We start from the raw sequence: 16796 nt of genomic DNA on the forward strand, positions 1-16796 counted from the left end.
TTCTCTCATTATACAAGAAAGACCCTATAGAATAGACTTTTTTTTAAGTGTCTATTCTATAGGGTACATTTTAATTCACATCTACCTTTATTTTTTACCATTCTTCGTTTTGAAGTAGTTGCAATGCTAATTTTAAATCCACATCTTCTTGTATATGTTCCGGAGTCCACGGGATATGTATATGTGGTTGTATACCAATTCCGGACATTCCTTCACCTTTATCTATAATGGAAAGTCGTGAAGTAGGGTAGTAAAGAGCGAATGTATCAGCCCATTCCATTACTGCTAAATTAGAATAATCATTTACACCAGCAGTAGGACGACCTATTACTTTTACTTTCAATGATTTTTTTGCAACTTCTACAAAAGAATCGCCAGAACTCCCACATGTAACATCTGTTAATATAACTACTCTACTAGGTGATTTTCGTCCGTGTATTTTTAATGATTGAAGTTCTTTTGGTAACCCAGGGGTATCAAATGTAACGAATCCTTTTTTATAATTCTTTTTTAAATCTTGAATAAACATATTAGTGAATAATTTGGAAAGTTCGTCTAAAGAATCATAATCTTCCATTTCCATTTCTTTCATACGTAAATGAAAGTTCCGTTCTGTATGATTTAATTGCATTGTATCAGAAGAATCGAAAAGAGAAATCTCTTTGTCTTCAAATAAGTAAGGAAGTAGGTTGAAAAATGCATCATCACTTCCGCCACGATTTAATCGCACATCTATGATTAAATTCGGAAAAGCATTAAGCTCATCTTTGTGTGAGTCTAATAATGTATTGATAACTTCAGCATTTGCGAAGTCCGTCAAAGTAATTAAGAGTGTATCTTTGTTATGTTGTTTAAATGAATAAATAGGTGTGTATTCGTTTTGTTTATACTTTTGTAAACGAATGGTTTCGGTTACTCCGTTTTCATCTATAAGTGTACAATTTGATGATTTTAATAAAACATAATCCCATTTTTCACGTTCATATGTATTCTCATTTAAATACTTCTTATATTTTATTAATAACTCAGGAACTTTCATATTATCTAATGCTAGAATAGACTGTCCCTTTTTCACTCTTATTTCCTGTGAAGTAGATGTAATATATAGTCGGTCTTCGTATCTTTTTACTTGAAAGCCAACACTATTAAGGGGTTGATTAGTAGAGATCATTTTGAAAAACATATGATTATCTTTAAAGTCTAATAAGTAATCACGTACAATTTCAGTAAATTGTACTGGTGTTAGTTCACCTTGTCTCTCTAGTTTCTCGATTGTCTGTAAATAAGTAGTGGGATCGTCCCATCCTTTTTTATCTATACAACCTGAATAATCGTGATGAGTAATTGAAACAACTTCTTTAAAAATTTCTGAGTACACGGCTTTTCCTCCTTGTAATTCAAATAGTTAAATAAAAGGATTCTTTACTCAATGCTTAAAATCCTTTATTTGGATGGGGATTGTAATGAAAAATAGAGGGACGTGTTATCATCCCTCTATTAAAACTTTATTTAATTTTCTTAAATGCAAGAGGCTGAGTACTTAGCGTAGCTGGTACATGTAACTGAAGGGAAGGGAATTCACCGTTCACACTCATTTCATATGCAAATAATAGATTCATCTTCATTTGGAATAAATCAACTTTTGCAGAAAAGATGTCGTAATGATGATGTGTTAATTGAATGTCCATCTCCATAAATTGTACAAATAACGAATCATCTCGCTTGTATACTTGTAATGTTCCGTATGCCGGATGTTCGAAAGTACCAGTATAATCCTCTAATTTATGAGAAGGTGTAGTTCCTTTAATTTGTTCTGGAATGGATTCAGTTGCTTCTTTTATCATTTCCTTCATTTTTTCAGTATCTTCTACAGCACGTTTATGCCAATCAATGGATTCTAATTCAAGTAGTTCGTCATAAATTTGATTAGCGAGATAAGTAGGAAGTAATGTTCCTCCAGCATTCGTTAAAATGACAAGGCCTATGTTTTCTGTTGGTATGAAAGAAACAAGCGCTGAAAATCCATCAATATTACCACCATGATGAATCACCTTATTACCACGATAAGCGCTAATAAACCAACCAAGGCCGTAACTATTTAATGGAGATTCAGGAAGTGATAAAACCGGTTGGTCTGGAATGGAATTGTGTGGTGTATACATTTGTTGTAATAATTCAGAGGAGATTAATTCATGATCTCCAAATTTTCCTTCATTTAAGTGGAGAAGTACCCAATTTGCCATATCTTTAATTGTAGAATTGATACAACCAGCAGCGCCAACGGTATCAATGTTGCGGAATGGAACTTCTTTTATTTCCCCATCATTTTCAATGTAAGGTAAAGCATAGTCTTCTGTCGTTTGTGAATCGGTAACAGAGAAGTTTGTATGTCTCATATTTAAAGGTTCTAAAATATGTTCTGTAGCGTATTGCTCCCACGTTTGATTTGTGATGTTCTCTACAATATAGCTAATTGTCGCATACATTAAGTTGTTATATAGAAATGATGTGCGGAACGGTGCATCAAGTGGTAAATGTTTTATTTTTTCAACGAGATCTTTTCGAGATAAGGAAGAGCTATACCAAAGAGCCTCATGGCGGCTTACGCCAGTTCGATGAGAAGCTAAATCTCGTCCGGTAACTTGTGAGCTAGCAAGTAGTTTAGATAAAGAGAAGTTTGGTATATAAGACTGGACAGGAGCATCCCAATTAAACTTTTTTTGCTGTGCTAACAAACTTAATGAAAGTGTGCCAAAAGCTTTCGTTGAGGAACCGATTGCGAACAAAGTACGCGGTGTAACAGGGGCTTTTGTCTCTAAATTACGATAGCCGAAACCTTCTGAAATAATCATTTCACCGTCTTTTATAACAGCTACAGCAGCTCCCGGAACGTTTAAATCCTTCATCATTTTTTCAACCGTTGTTTGTAAAGAAGTCATAACAGGCGTTTCAATTTTAGACATACTTCTAACCTCCAAATATAAATTTTGTTCTACCGCACTATACTTTCGGTAATAGAAAATGAAAACCTTTTTAAATATGGAAAGTTAATAATTTTGTAAGGATGAATAAAATTATTATTTATTTAGAATTTTACTTTTATTATAATTAATTTAAATTAAGATTTAGAAAAGAGGGTGAAGAAGTGTGCTAACAATAAAAAAATTGCTCTGTGATAATAAAAATAATCCGATAGGTATAGATTCGAAAGTTGTTAAAATTAGTTGGCAAATCGAGTCGAGTAAACGAAATGTAAAACAACTTGCGTATCAATTGCAGGTTGCGAAGGATAAAGGGTTTCAAACTATAGTATTCGATTCACAGAAGGTAGAAACAGATCAAAGTTTATATATACCAATTAATTCGTTTTCATATAGTACGGAAACACGCTATTTTTACCGAGTGAAGGTATGGGATAATTACGGAGAAGAATCACCTTGGTCAGAAGTAGCATTTTGGGAGACTGGATTACAAGGGCAAAACTGGAGCGGAAAATGGATTGCTGCGAAAAAAGAACGCACGCAAGTTATGTCTTTTCATAAAAGCTTTTCTATTAAAAAATTAGTTAAAAAAGCACGTTTATATATGACTAGTTTAGGATTATACGAGGCTTCTATAAATGGAGAGCGTATTGGAGATTGTTATTTTACCCCTGGATGGACAAGTTATGATAAAAGGATATTGTATCAAACATATGATATAACGCATGTATTAAAGATTGGGTATAATGATATTTCTACTCTGGTAGGTAACGGCTGGTATAAAGGGCCGATTACTATGCAGCATGTACGTAATTATTACGGGAAAAGACGTGCGATAATTGCTCAAATACATATCACGTATGAAGATGGAACGAAAGAAAAAATTGTAACAGATGAAACATGGAAAGTAACTCCAAGCCCTATTTTGTATTCGGAAATTTATGAAGGAGAAGTTTATGACGCTAGGCTAGAAGAAAGTGAACAAGTGCTAGAAGATGGTGAAGTAATTGAGCATTCCAAACAAATAATTGTTGCACAGGAAAATGAAGCGATTCGTAAAGTGAAAATTATAAAACTAATCGCTATTTCAAAACTACCCAATCATGAATGGCTTATTGATATGGGGCAAAATATGGTAGGTTGGGTTCGGTTTAAAGTCCGTCATGTTTATACTGGACAAAAGATAGAATTGCATCATGCTGAAATATTAAATAAAGACGGTTGCTTTTATACTGGGAATCTCCGAAAGGCAAAACAAAAAATAGTGTATATAGCAAAAGGAGAAGAGGAGGAAACGTTTGAACCTCATTTTACTTATCAAGGCTTTAGATATGTGAAAATAAGTGGATTAACCCAGCCCCCTCAAATAGCAGATTTTGAAGGGTGTGTATTACATACAGATATGGAAAAAGCAACAGCATTTGAAACGTCTAATCCATTAATCAATCAACTTCATCATAATGTGGAGTGGTCTCAAAGAGGGAACTTCTTTGATGTGCCAACAGATTGTCCGCAGCGAGATGATCGACTTGGATGGACAGGAGATGCACAAATGTTTATTGGGACAGCTACGCAAATTATGAATGTGCAATTGTTCTTTAAAAAATGGCTCCAAGATTTATCATTAGATCAAAATGTGAATGGAGCTGTGCCATTAGTTATTCCAGATGCATTTGGGAAAAGAGCGGATTTTGATTTACATACTTCTGGCGGTTGGGGCGATGCAGCAATTATTTGTCCATGGGTTCACTATTTACATTACGGAGATGTATCCATTTTAAAAGAGCAATATAACAGTATGAAGAAGTATATAGATTACATACGTTCACAAGGTGAAAATGAGTATTTATGGGATACAGGCTATCATTTAGGGGATTGGCTCGCATTAGATACGAAACCTGATGTATATGAAGGCGGAACAGACAAGCATTTTATTCCGACAGGTTATTACGCGTATTCTACATCGCTTTTACGAAAGGTTGCTGAGATTTTAGGTGAAAATACAGATGCTAAGTTTTATGCTGAGCTACATGGAAATATTGTTCAAGCGTTTCAAAATGAATTTGTTACACCGAATGGTAGGTTAATTTCAAATACCCAAACAGCCCACATATTAGTACTTCTTTTTGAACTAGTGAAAGATAATGTGAAGGAGAAAGTATTTAATCGATTAATTGAGCTTTTAAAAGCAAATAAAAATCATTTAACAACAGGTTTTATAGGAACACCGTATTTAAAATTAATATTAAGCAAGTTTAACCGTCATGACCTTGCTTGTAAGCTTCTATTTCATGAAGATTATCCATCATGGTTATACCAAGTGAAACGAGGTGCCACAACGATTTGGGAACATTGGGATGGTGTGAAAGAGGATGGAACCCTTTGGAATGATAGTATGAATTCGTACAATCATTACGCATATGGTTCTATCGTTGAATGGATATACCGATATATTATTGGATTAGAAGTGGATGAAACAAAACCAGCATATAAACATTTTTATATTCAGCCTCATTTTAATTCTAATCTAGATTGGGTTTGTATTAAGCGTGAAACAGCATATGGGGAAATTAAAATTGATTGGCGTGTAGAACATGGACAAGCAGTATTAAACGTTGATGTGCCAACAAATACATCTGCTACATTACGAATAGTGGAAGATGATTGGAGGTCAAGTGATATGCCTGAAATGAAATTAGGTTCAGGCGCATATGAATTTAGATTTTGTAAGAACATACAGAAGTAGAATTTTGTTAAGTATAGAAATGTTTTTTTATAAATTTAGTTTGTTCAATCTGTTAGCATTAAATTTATGATAAAATCCATATAGACTAGAGATTTGAAAGAAGGTTTTTCTACATATGAAACATGCTGAAAATGAATACTTAAATTTATGCCGCCATGTAATGGAGCATGGTACGAAGAAAGAAGACCGTACAGGGACAGGCACTGTATCTGTATTTGGATATCAAATGCGTTTTGATCTAAGTAAAGGTTTTCCTTTATTAACAACAAAGAGAGTGCCGTTTCGACTTGTAGCAAGTGAGCTACTTTGGTTTATGAAAGGTGATACAAATATTCGTTATTTATTGCAGCATAATAACAACATTTGGAATGAATGGGCATTTAAGAGTTGGGTAGAAAGTGACGAGTATACGGGTCCTGACATGACTGATTTCGGTCTTCGCTCACAACAAGATGAGGAATTTAAAGTTCAGTACGATGAGCAAATGGAATTGTTTAAAAAGAACGTTTTAGAAGATGATGATTTCTCAAATAAATATGGTTATTTAGGAGACGTATACGGTAAGCAGTGGCGTGCTTGGAAAACGACAGCTGGTGAGACACTCGATCAATTAAAAGATGTAATTGAAATGATTAAGAAAACACCAGATTCGCGTCGCCTAATTGTTTCTGCGTGGAATCCTGAAGATGTACCAAGTATGGCATTACCGCCTTGTCATACGTTATTCCAATTTTATGTAGCAGATGGCAAACTTTCTTGTCAGCTATATCAAAGAAGTGGTGACATATTCCTTGGAATTCCATTTAACATTGCAAGTTACTCGTTACTAACACATTTAATTGCACATGAATGTGGACTTGAAGTAGGAGAATTCGTTCATACAATTGGAGATGCACACATTTATACGAATCATTTTGAACAAGTAGAAAAGCAATTGGCACGTGAACCACGTCCATTCCCGAAACTTATATTAAATCCAGATGTGAAATCTGTGTTCGATTTTGAAATGGAAGATTTAACAATTGAAGGATATGATCCACACCCAGCAATTAAAGCACCGGTTGCAGTGTAATTGTAGAGGAGATGAAAAGATGATAGTTTCATTTATGGTCGCAATGGACGAGAATAGAGTAATTGGTAAAGATAATAATTTACCTTGGCGCTTACCGAGTGAATTACAATATGTAAAGAAAACAACGATGGGTCATCCGCTTATTATGGGAAGAAAGAACTATGAAGCGATTGGTAGACCACTGCCTGGAAGACGTAATATTATTGTAACTCGCAATGAAGGGTATCATGTTGAAGGATGTGAAGTAGCACATTCTGTAGAAGAAGTGTTTGAGCTATGCAAAAATGAAGAAGAGATCTTTATTTTTGGCGGAGCACAAATTTATGATCTCTTTTTACCTTATGTAGACAAGTTATATATAACAAAAATCCATCATGCATTTGAAGGAGATACATTCTTCCCAGAAATGGATATGACAAATTGGAAAGAAGTTTTTGTTGAAAAAGGTTTAACGGATGAAAAAAATCCGTATACGTACTATTATCATGTATATGAAAAGCAACAATAATAATAAGGATTGATGTGAATATTCGCATCAATCTTTTTATTTATATCCATCAATATAGGTTTATAGATGAGATTCGATAGTGCTATAATGAAAGGTAGCATGTGAAAATGCTAAAATTTTCAAGAGTATTAAGAGAGAAAGAGGAGGAGAATCGATTGAGAAAGATATGGGGGATTCTTTTTCTTTGCTTAACATTCATGTTAGTCGGATGTGGTAAAGAAGAAAAACCACAAGAAGCATTTGATACATATGCAAAAGCATGGAATAAACAAAAATTTGCAGAAATGTATGATCAATTATCAGAAAAGGCAAAAAAAGATATTTCAAAGAAAGAGTTCACTGAGAAATATGAAAAAATTTATTCTGGCATTGAAGTGAAAGACTTAAAAGTAGAAGCAGGAGAAGTAAAAGAAGATAAAAAAGATGAAGGTCCTGTTCCTTTTAAAGTAAGCATGGATACTGTTGGTGGTAAAATCAATTTTGCCCATGAAGCAAAAATGGTGAAAGAAAAGGATGGAGATAAAGAATCTTGGAAAATAGATTGGACTCCTGATTTTATATTCCCAGGTATGACGAAAGATAGTAAAGTGCGTATGCAAACGACAGAGCCGAAGCGCGGAGAAATATATGACCGTAACGGTAAATATCTTGCGGTAAATGGTAAAGCTTCTGAAATCGGATTGATTCCTGAAAAATTAGGGGATACAGCTCCGCAAACGAAAGAAACGGTAGCGAAGTTACTAAATATGTCTGTCGAAGAAATTGATCAAAAACTAGCAGCTAAATGGGTAAAACCAAATTACCTTGTACCAATTGGAATATTGCCTGAAGGAGCAACACAAAATACGTACATAGATTTACCTGGTGTTGCAACAAAACCAGTAAATGTTCGCTCATATCCATTAGGAGAAGAAGCCGCACATCTTACTGGCTATATTGGAAAAGTGAATGCTGAAGATTTAAAAACGTTACAAAAGAAAGGTTATCAAGCAGATGATCCAGTAGGTAAAGCCGGTTTAGAGCAAGTACTGGAAGAAAAGCTACGCGGTAAAAAAGGTGGTCGTGTCTTCGTAGAAGATGCACAAGGAAAAGAAATTAAAAATTTAGCAAAAACAGATGCTGTTGATGGAGAAAATGTAACTTTAACGATTGACAGTGCAGTTCAAAGCGAAATTTATAATGAAATGAAAAATGAGGTAGGATCAAGTGCAGCAATTAATCCAAAGACTGGAGAAACACTTGCACTTGTGAGCACACCAGCTTATAACCCAAATACCCTTACAAGAGGGGCGTCAAAAGCGCAACGTGATGCGGTAAATAATGATCCGAAAAAACCGATGACGAATCGATTTACACAATTATCAGTTCCAGGTTCTGTATTTAAGCCTATTACAGCAGCAATTGGTCTTGAAACGAAAACGATTGATCCAAAAGAAGAGTTAAAAATTGAAGGATTGAAATGGACAAAAGATTCTTCTTGGGGTAATTATTATGTAACGCGTGTAAAAGATGCAAATCCGATTGATTTTGATAAGGCGATGAAATACTCGGATAATATTTATTTCGCACAAGAAGCTTTGAAGATCGGGAAAGACAAATTTATGAGTGAAGCGAAAAAATTCGGATTCGATGAGAAATTACCAATTGAATATGGATTCCCAGCTTCTAAAATCGCAAATGATAGTATTAAAAATGATATTCAAATGGCAGACACAGGTTATGGACAAGGACAAGTATTAATGACGCCACTCCATCTAGCATTAACGTACGCACCAATTGTTAATGATGGAAACATACCTTCTCCATATATTATTAAAACAGATAAGCAACCAAAAGTTTGGAAAGAGAATGTAATTTCAAAAGGCAATCAGGATATATTAAAAACTGCTATGACGAAAGTAATTAATGATCCAGATGGTACTGGGAAAATTGCTAAAATTGATGGCATGACTCTTGCTGGAAAAACAGGTACAGCGGAATTAAAAGTATCAAAAGAGGCTGAAGGAAAAGAACTAGGCTGGTTCGCTGCATTTGATTTAAATTCACCAGATATGGTTATTACTATGATGATTGAAGATGTAAAAGGTAGAGGCGGAAGTAATATTCCAGCTGAAAAAGTAAAACATGTATTTCAAAAATAATATGTAATAAAAGGTTAGCTCTATAATTTGTAGAGCTAGCCTTTTTCTATGAAAGAATTCCTAATATCTATATACTGAATTTTAAGGAAACAAAATAAATCATTAACTTACGAAAAAAAAGTAGCTATTTTTTATTGACATCGAATGAAACTTTTTGTATTATGCTTGCATAAGGTAAGTTATTTACTTTCGAATTATAAATCTCAAATTAAAGATAAAATGTAGAAAAGGGAGAGAATACAATGACAAAAGTACTATTTATTACAGCAAATCCAAATTCAGCAGAAGGTTCTTTCGGAATGGCAGTAGGGGAAGCATTCATCGAAGCTTATAAAAACGAACATCCACAAGATGAAGTTGTAACAATTGATTTATTCAATACTACAGTACCAGCAATCGATGCAGATGTATTCGCTGCTTGGGGGAAATTTGCAGCAGGTGAAGGATTTGAAGCTTTAACTGAAGCTCAACAACAAAAAGTTGCAGCAATGAACACAAACTTAGAAACATTTATGAATGCAGATCGTTATGTATTTGTAACTCCAATGTGGAACTTTAGCTACCCACCAGTAGTAAAAGCATACTTAGACAACGTAGCAATCGCAGGTAAAACATTCAAATATACTGAAAATGGTCCAGTTGGCTTATTAGAAGGTAAAAAAGCACTTCACATTCAAGCGACAGGTGGCGTATATTCTGAAGGAGCATACGCAGCTGTAGACTTCGGACGCAATCACTTAAAAACTGTATTAGGATTTGTCGGTGTAAATGATACTGAATATATTGCAGTTGAAGGTATGAATGCAAACCCTGAAAAAGCACAAGAAATTAAAGAAGCAGCAATTGCTAATGCTCGTGAATTAGCAAAACGTTTCTAATCTATCATACTTAAAAATGTCCAAACACTTGTTGTTTGGACATTTTTTCTTCTTTTTCCTTCGTTTGTCTAGTATAATGAAGGTCGGAATGATAATAGGTGGGGGTTCTGTATGATTCAAACGTTTTTTAAAATCTTTTATTTAATTTTAATCGTAATTGCGATTACACCGAGAATGTGGCGTCTTAAAAGACAAGTAAATACGATGTCGCCACAAGAAAAAGATAATGCTGTGTACAAAACGACAAATTGGTTTGGTAAGAAAATGGTACGTGTAGCTGGAGGAACAGTAGAAGTTAAAGGACTTGAAAATGTTCCGAAAGACAAGCCGGTACTAGTTGTAAGTAATCACCAGAGTAATATGGATATCCCTGTTTTACTAGGTTATTTAAATAAACCAATTGGCTTCGTTTCAAAGGCAGAGATTAAAAAGTTCCCAGTTGTACCAACTTGGATGGAACTTATGAATTGTGTATTTATGGATCGTAGCAATCGCCGCCAGTCACTTCAAGCGATTAAAGATGGGATTGAACTATTGAAGAATGGACATTCTATCGTAATTTTCCCTGAAGGAACGAGAAGTAAGGGTGGGGAAGTTGGAGAGTTTAAGGCTGGTAGTTTTCATCTTGCTGTAAAATCTGGTGTAGCAATCTTACCTGTAACATTAGGTGGGACATATAAAATGTTTGAAGCAAATGGAAATCGTATGAAGCGAGCTCGTGCAACAGTAACAATTTCTAAGCCGATTACACCTGAAGAGTATGCGACTATGGATATTAAAGAGTTAACGAAGTATACACAGGATGTTATCGCATCACAATTACATAAGTAATAAAAAAGGTTTCAGCTTACATTAAGCTGAAACCTTTTTTATTATGCTGTAGGTAAGACGTAAAAGAGTACGCAGAAGAACATCATCGCACTACCACCTAATACGAAAAGATGCCAAATGGCATGGTTGAAAGGTAACTTTTCCCAAAGGAAGAATATAGCTCCTACAGAATATAAAATTCCACCTGCTAAAAGTAGTGAAAAACCATGTCCAGTTAGATTTTCATAAAGTGGTTTAATAGCAACGATTATGAGCCATCCCATTATGATATAACATAGCGTCGATGCCTTAATAAAGCGACGTACAAAGAAAATTTTGAAGATGATACCTCCGATTGCAAGGGTCCATATAATAGCAAGTAATGTCCATCCTAATGGGCCGCGGAGTGTAATAAGTAGAAAAGGAGTATACGTGCCAGCAATCAATAAGTAAATGGCTGAATGATCTAAAATAGTAAATATTTTTTCTACTTTAGGATGATGAATGCTATGTAGCAACGTTGAAAATAAGTACAGTAAGAACATACTTACACCATAAACAGTAAATGCAACTACAGCTGATGCGGTACCATGCTTAGAAGCATGAATAATCAATATGATTAAGGCAGGGATGCTTAAAATGGCACCGATACCATGTGTTATTGCATTTGCAATTTCTTCTTTTACAAATTGGGTCATTCGTGTCATTTTTTCAGTCATAATGCCAATCCTTTCTACTATTATAAAATAATATGTCATTTCCCTTACCATATCATACACAAGAGCAATAGAAAATGAAATTTGTATAATTGATTATATTTTTGAATTTTTTTGACAAAAGGTAATGGTTTTGTTGACGTTTTCAAACTTTTTTGACAAAATAAAATTATGCAATAGTAGGACAAGGAATCTACTAATAAAGGGGATGGAGAAATGTTTTCAAATATTGGCTTTCCAGGATTAATTTTAATTTTAGTAGCTGTACTTATTTTATTTGGGCCGAAAAAATTGCCGGAAATCGGAAAGGCTTTAGGGGAAACGTTAAAAGAATTTAAAAAATCAACGAAAGAATTGACTGATGATGCATTTCAAGAGAAGGAAAAGAAAGAAAAAATGTAATGAATTTTCTTCGAAATGGATAAATAAAGTGTGGTGAACGAGATGGAAGATCGGGAAATGAGTGTAGTAGAACATATAGTTGAGCTTCGCAAACGAGTAATATATACCGTGTTATCCTTTGTACTATTTTTAATTGTTGGGTTTACTTTTACGAAGGATATTTATTTTTGGCTTGTAAAAGACTTACCAATGAAATTAACTGTTCTCGGTCCAAGTGATGTATTGTGGATTTTTTTCTCGATTGCTACAGTATTTGCTATCGTTTGTACAATTCCTTTTGCTGCTATACAAATTTGGTTATTTGTAAAACCGGGTTTACATGCAAATGAACAAAAGATGACGTTAATGTATATACCGGTATTGTCTATATTATTTATTGCAGGTTTATGCTTTGGATATTTTGTTGTAATGCCGTTTTTATTTCATTTTTTAACTACGATAGGTAATGAAATGTTTAATACGATGTTTACGACAGAAAAGTATTTTCATTTTGTTCTTAATTTAACAGTTCCATTTGCTGTAATTTTTGAATTGCCAGTAGTAGTAATGTTTTTAACGAGTATTGGACTATTGACGGCGGAATTTCTAATAAAAATAAGAAGGTATGCTTACGTAGCATTGATTATCATTGCATCGTGTATATCACCGCCAGATTTTTTATCACATAGTTTAGTTGCGGTACCGCTTATTTGTATTTATGAAATTAGTATCGCTTTATCAAAGATTGTGAGTAAGCGAAAAAAGAAAAGAGAAGAAGAAATTCAGTCGAAAAGTGCCTCGTTATAAAGGCACTTTTTTTATTTATTTGTTATACTCTAGTTATAAACGTATACAATATAGAGAAGAAAAAAAATATAGAATCTCCAAAATTTAGACAAACTTTGCGCTTTTATAAGTTTATACTGAATATATTAAGCAATATACGGATAACGAGTCCTTATCTTATTAGGAATTTAAGGTGGGGGATGGATTAGGTGAAGATGAATAGAGTATAAATCTTCTAACCAAAAGGACTACAGAGATTGTCTAAGGATACTTTTGTATTCATGGGAGTCGCCACTTTAAACAACGTGTTACAGCGTAAAGTAGAAGAAGTTCAAAAATCCAATGAAAAAGAGGATTGATATTGTGATTACGAAAAGTTTTTATTTCACTCATTCAACAGGGGAGTGTATTAAAATATTTGAAATCCCTGTCCTACAAGCGCAGCATCCATTATCGTTTCTAATACAGTCTCGTCTTCAATTATTTATTGCAAAAATTCAAAAACAAAAACACCCAAGATTTTCGTATTCTTTCCGTGAATATTTACAAAATTGTTTGAAGTGGAATGATTATTTAAATGTATATAAAACAAATACTCTTGAAAAAAATGCATGATATAGAGTGGGGACAGGGTTAAGAGCTCTGTCTTTTTCATTTTAGATATAAAAATATAATTAATTTAATGAAATTTCGTTTCAAATTGTTGAAAGCAATGGGAATACTAGTATAATAACAAGGAGAGCGTATTGGAAAGGGAAGAATATAATATGCAAAAAATTAAAATTGTAACAGATTCAACGGCAGATTTATCACAAGAGGTAATTGAGAAGTATGACATCCATGTTCTACCATTATCAATCTCTGTAAATGGACAAACATATTTAGATCGCGTTGATCTACAACCAGATGAATTTATTGAAGAAATGATTAAATCAGAGGAACTACCAAAAACATCACAACCAGCAATGGGTACATTTGTAGAAATGTATGACAAGTTAGGGGAAGATGGAAGTGAAGTACTTTCCATTCATATGACAAGTGGAATGAGTGGTACTGTGGCAACTGCAAATAGTGCTGCATCAATGACCGACACAAAAGTAACAGTTGTTGATTCGCAATTTATTACACATGCTTTAGCATATCAAGTAGTTGAAGCTGCGAAAATGGCAAATGAAGGACGCTCACTAGAAGAAATTTTAAAACGTGTAGATGAAGTAAGGAAGAATACTCGATTATATGTAGTAGTAGATACATTAGAAAACTTAGTGAAGGGTGGGCGTATCGGTAAAGGAAAAGCGTTTATCGGTTCGCTACTTAATATAAAGCCAATTGCTAGCCTTGAAGATGGTGTTTATAACCCTGTAACGAAAGTGCGTAGCCAAGGTCAAATTGTAAAAACGTTAGCTAAGTTATTTGAGGAAGATACAGCTGGAAAAGTTGTAAAAGCTGTGGCAATTCCGCATGCGAAAGCAATTCCTTTAGCTGAAAATGTAAAAGCGGCTGTTGAAAAAGTAAGTGGATTTGCTAAATCAGAAATTTTCTTTACAACGCCTATTATTAGTACTCATACAGGTCCGGGTGCAATCGGATTTATGTATTTAGCAGAGTAATAAAAAAGCTACTTGAAATTTATTTCAAGTAGCTTTTTTATGTGAATAGAAAGTAAGAAATAAGAAGGGCTATACAGGCACTACCGCTAATGATATAGCGAGTCTGTAAATATTCATTCATAAAAAACACCCTTTATGATTTTCTATATTATATGTTGAATATAGAAAATCAGTAGTTACGTTACACATGTAATGTTTCAATTTTTTCATTCACTTTCTTATAATGTGTTTCACTATTATAAATGAAAGTTTGACCTAAAAAGAGTACATGCAGTTGTTCCCACGGTAACATACGTAAATTCCAATTATTTCGAAGCCTTGTTATTGCCTCGCGAGGTGTTTCATCAGCGAGTGCAAAAGCTCCGTAATGCATTGGTATAAAGTGTGTAGCATTTAAATCTAAATAAGCTTGCACTGCTTCTTCAGGTGAAACGTGAGATATTTTCATAAACCATTCTGGTTCATAAGCTCCAATTGGCATAAGGGCAACATCAATTGAAAAGCGTTTGCCAATTTCTTTGAAACCTTGGAAATAGCCACTGTCTCCACAAAAATAAATGGTTTCTTCCATATTGTCATTTTTAATAATCCATCCACCCCAGTGAGATGTGTTCATATCAAATAATGATCTTCTCGTCCAGTGCTGAGCAGGTACGAAGTGAAAGGAAACATCATCAATAGTCGTACTTTCCCACCATTTATACTCTTCTACATTATTGAATTTTTTACGAGTAAATAATTTTTTTAGCCCAATGGGTACTAAGTATAATACGTCATCATTAAGTTGGCGAAGTGTTGAAAAATCTAAATGATCATAATGACCATGTGAAATGAGGACAATATCAATTTTAGGTAGTTCTTGTATAGAAAGACCAGGTTCAGTAAGTCTTGAGACTAGCTTCAATTTATTGGCCCATACTGGATCCGTTAGTATATTAAGTCCATTCGTTTGGATAAGAAAAGTGGAATGCCCAATCCATGTGACAGTCGTTTTTTCAATATTACTTTGCAAAAATGCACTTTGTTTAACGGGTGATTGTTCTACTAAGAAAGAAAAATCTTTTTTGTTTTGCTTTCGTTCTTTACGCCAGCGTATAAAAGAGCGAATTGATTTTTTTGTACTCACATTATCCATATTTTCATAGCGCTTTGCCATGAACATCACCTCATTTAAAATCGTTGTAATTGTATTGTACCGAAATGTTGTTAAGGAATACAGTGTATAACATGGATGAATGTTTAAATAATTGTAAAAAAACAGGAAGGTGCATTTACAAAAATAACAATAAAATTAGTTTTGCGACGATTATTTAGAGAAATAATAGTAAAAAAATTATTTTGTCTAGTAATTCGCTTGAAATAAAGAAGTAACATACGTAAATTCGTACGATTTCGTGAACAAATGTAGTAAACAATTTTCTCGTAGTGTTAACTTTTGTTATGATAAACATAACCTATTTAAATTTAGGATAGAGAAAAGAGGTTTATAAATGAAGCGTTATCAAAAAGTAATTGGTCTTATGGTTGTATTTTGTCTCTTTGTACTTGCTGGATGTAGTGGATCAGGTTCAAAGCTTCGTAAACCATTGAATTGGGATTTAGAAACTTTCCAATTTACAAATCAAGATGGAAAGCCATTTGGTACAAAAGATTTAAAAGGGAAAGTTTGGGTTGCAGATTTTATGTTCACAAACTGTCAAACAGTTTGTCCGCCAATGACTGCTAATATGGCGAAATTGCAGAAAATGGCAAAGGAAGAGAAATTAGATGTTCAGTTTGTATCATTTAGCGTAGATCCTGACCTTGATAAGCCAGAAAACTTGAAAGCTTTTATTCAAAAGTTTACAGAAGATACAAGTAACTGGAACCTGTTAACAGGTTATTCGTTAGAAGATATTACAAAGTTTTCAAAAGATAATTTCCAATCACTTGTAGATAAACCTGAAAATGGTCAAGTGATACATGGTACGTCATTTTATTTAATTGATCAAAACGGAAAAGTAATGAAAAAGTACAGTGGCATTAGTAATACGCCGTATGAGGACATTATACGTGATATGAAGCGATTAGCAGAATAAAAAGAAGGGTGCAGATTAATCCGTACCCTTTGTAAAGGACATTTTAAAAAAAGTTAGGCGGCATCAAGAAGATGATTTCTGTATTCAAC

At 33.8% G+C, this 16796-nt stretch carries 15 protein-coding genes; 11 read left to right on the forward strand and 4 right to left on the reverse strand.

Annotated features, from left to right (window positions below; genetic code table 11):
- Nucleotides 1-94: 94 nt before the first annotated feature.
- Complete coding sequence (locus tag PDQ33_RS24945) at nt 95-1378, reverse strand: S41 family peptidase (RefSeq protein WP_061130564.1); 1284 nt, start codon at nt 1376-1378, stop codon at nt 95-97.
- 127 nt (nt 1379-1505) lie between these two features.
- Nucleotides 1506-2963: a serine hydrolase gene (locus PDQ33_RS24950; RefSeq protein WP_270756794.1), complete on the reverse strand. Its 1458-nt coding sequence runs from the start codon at nt 2961-2963 to the stop codon at nt 1506-1508.
- Between the two features lie 184 nt (nt 2964-3147).
- On the opposite strand from PDQ33_RS24950, the gene PDQ33_RS24955 reads away from it, so the two are divergent.
- The 6 genes from PDQ33_RS24955 to PDQ33_RS24980 all read left to right on the forward strand — a co-directional run bounded on the left by PDQ33_RS24955 (nt 3148) and on the right by PDQ33_RS24980 (nt 11157).
- On the forward strand, nt 3148-5727 hold the full coding sequence (locus PDQ33_RS24955) for an alpha-L-rhamnosidase (RefSeq protein ID WP_270756795.1): 2580 nt from the start codon (nt 3148-3150) through the stop codon (nt 5725-5727).
- Between the two features lie 115 nt (nt 5728-5842).
- Nucleotides 5843-6799 carry a thymidylate synthase gene (locus PDQ33_RS24960; RefSeq protein WP_000679598.1) on the forward strand — a complete coding sequence of 319 codons (957 nt, stop codon included), beginning with the start codon at nt 5843-5845 and terminating at the stop codon, nt 6797-6799.
- Nucleotides 6800-6818: 19 nt separating this feature from the next.
- Entirely contained in the window at nt 6819-7307 is a 489-nt protein-coding gene (locus PDQ33_RS24965) for a dihydrofolate reductase (RefSeq protein ID WP_000637198.1), read from the forward strand.
- 155 nt (nt 7308-7462) lie between these two features.
- Nucleotides 7463-9448, forward strand: coding sequence for a penicillin-binding protein 3 (pbpC, locus tag PDQ33_RS24970; protein WP_001227208.1), 1986 nt, complete (start codon nt 7463-7465; stop codon nt 9446-9448).
- Nucleotides 9449-9690: 242 nt separating this feature from the next.
- Nucleotides 9691-10326 (forward strand): FMN-dependent NADH-azoreductase, encoded by a 636-nt coding sequence (locus PDQ33_RS24975; protein WP_000170021.1) that lies wholly within the window; start codon nt 9691-9693, stop codon nt 10324-10326.
- Between the two features lie 111 nt (nt 10327-10437).
- Nucleotides 10438-11157 carry a lysophospholipid acyltransferase family protein gene (locus PDQ33_RS24980; protein WP_061130567.1) on the forward strand — a complete coding sequence of 240 codons (720 nt, stop codon included), beginning with the start codon at nt 10438-10440 and terminating at the stop codon, nt 11155-11157.
- 41 nt (nt 11158-11198) lie between these two features.
- Here PDQ33_RS24980 and trhA read toward each other — a convergent pair whose 3' ends face one another.
- Nucleotides 11199-11855 (reverse strand): PAQR family membrane homeostasis protein TrhA, encoded by a 657-nt coding sequence (trhA, locus tag PDQ33_RS24985; protein ID WP_000136887.1) that lies wholly within the window; start codon nt 11853-11855, stop codon nt 11199-11201.
- 213 nt (nt 11856-12068) lie between these two features.
- Between trhA and PDQ33_RS24990 the strand changes: the two genes are divergently transcribed.
- From PDQ33_RS24990 to PDQ33_RS25005, 4 genes are all read left to right on the forward strand, one after another.
- Nucleotides 12069-12254, forward strand: coding sequence for a twin-arginine translocase TatA/TatE family subunit (locus PDQ33_RS24990; protein ID WP_000492443.1), 186 nt, complete (start codon nt 12069-12071; stop codon nt 12252-12254).
- Between the two features lie 42 nt (nt 12255-12296).
- On the forward strand, nt 12297-13040 hold the full coding sequence (gene tatC, locus PDQ33_RS24995) for a twin-arginine translocase subunit TatC (RefSeq protein WP_000390137.1): 744 nt from the start codon (nt 12297-12299) through the stop codon (nt 13038-13040).
- A 342-nt stretch (nt 13041-13382) separates the two neighbouring features.
- Nucleotides 13383-13634 (forward strand): DUF2535 family protein, encoded by a 252-nt coding sequence (locus PDQ33_RS25000; RefSeq protein WP_000629015.1) that lies wholly within the window; start codon nt 13383-13385, stop codon nt 13632-13634.
- Nucleotides 13635-13786: 152 nt separating this feature from the next.
- Nucleotides 13787-14629, forward strand: a complete 843-nt coding sequence (locus PDQ33_RS25005; protein ID WP_025991670.1) for a DegV family protein — start codon at nt 13787-13789, stop codon at nt 14627-14629.
- Between the two features lie 181 nt (nt 14630-14810).
- On the opposite strand, the gene PDQ33_RS25010 is transcribed toward PDQ33_RS25005, so the two are convergent.
- Entirely contained in the window at nt 14811-15785 is a 975-nt protein-coding gene (locus tag PDQ33_RS25010) for an MBL fold metallo-hydrolase (RefSeq protein ID WP_001129618.1), read from the reverse strand.
- A 334-nt stretch (nt 15786-16119) separates the two neighbouring features.
- Between PDQ33_RS25010 and PDQ33_RS25015 the strand changes: the two genes are divergently transcribed.
- Nucleotides 16120-16707 carry an SCO family protein gene (locus PDQ33_RS25015; RefSeq protein ID WP_000833353.1) on the forward strand — a complete coding sequence of 196 codons (588 nt, stop codon included), beginning with the start codon at nt 16120-16122 and terminating at the stop codon, nt 16705-16707.
- Nucleotides 16708-16796: the final 89 nt, after the last annotated feature.

Source organism: Bacillus cereus group sp. Bc031, from assembly GCF_027716265.1.
Lineage (GTDB): Bacteria > Bacillota > Bacilli > Bacillales > Bacillaceae_G > Bacillus_A > Bacillus_A paranthracis.

Bases quoted from the DNA above. Each gene is read 5' to 3' on its own strand.
- PDQ33_RS25015 (WP_000833353.1), top strand. From the start codon at position 16,120: ATGAAGCGTTATCAAAAAGTAATTGGTCTTATGGTTGTATTTTGTCTC.
- tatC (WP_000390137.1), top strand. From the start codon at position 12,297: ATGGAAGATCGGGAAATGAGTGTAGTAGAACATATAGTTGAGCTTCGC.
- PDQ33_RS24980 (WP_061130567.1), top strand. From the start codon at position 10,438: ATGATTCAAACGTTTTTTAAAATCTTTTATTTAATTTTAATCGTAATT.
- PDQ33_RS24950 (WP_270756794.1), bottom strand. From the start codon at position 2,963: ATGTCTAAAATTGAAACGCCTGTTATGACTTCTTTACAAACAACGGTT.
- PDQ33_RS25010 (WP_001129618.1), bottom strand. From the start codon at position 15,785: ATGGCAAAGCGCTATGAAAATATGGATAATGTGAGTACAAAAAAATCA.
- PDQ33_RS24975 (WP_000170021.1), top strand. From the start codon at position 9,691: ATGACAAAAGTACTATTTATTACAGCAAATCCAAATTCAGCAGAAGGT.
- trhA (WP_000136887.1), bottom strand. From the start codon at position 11,855: ATGACTGAAAAAATGACACGAATGACCCAATTTGTAAAAGAAGAAATT.
- PDQ33_RS24960 (WP_000679598.1), top strand. From the start codon at position 5,843: ATGAAACATGCTGAAAATGAATACTTAAATTTATGCCGCCATGTAATG.
- PDQ33_RS25005 (WP_025991670.1), top strand. From the start codon at position 13,787: ATGCAAAAAATTAAAATTGTAACAGATTCAACGGCAGATTTATCACAA.
- PDQ33_RS24990 (WP_000492443.1), top strand. From the start codon at position 12,069: ATGTTTTCAAATATTGGCTTTCCAGGATTAATTTTAATTTTAGTAGCT.
- PDQ33_RS24965 (WP_000637198.1), top strand. From the start codon at position 6,819: ATGATAGTTTCATTTATGGTCGCAATGGACGAGAATAGAGTAATTGGT.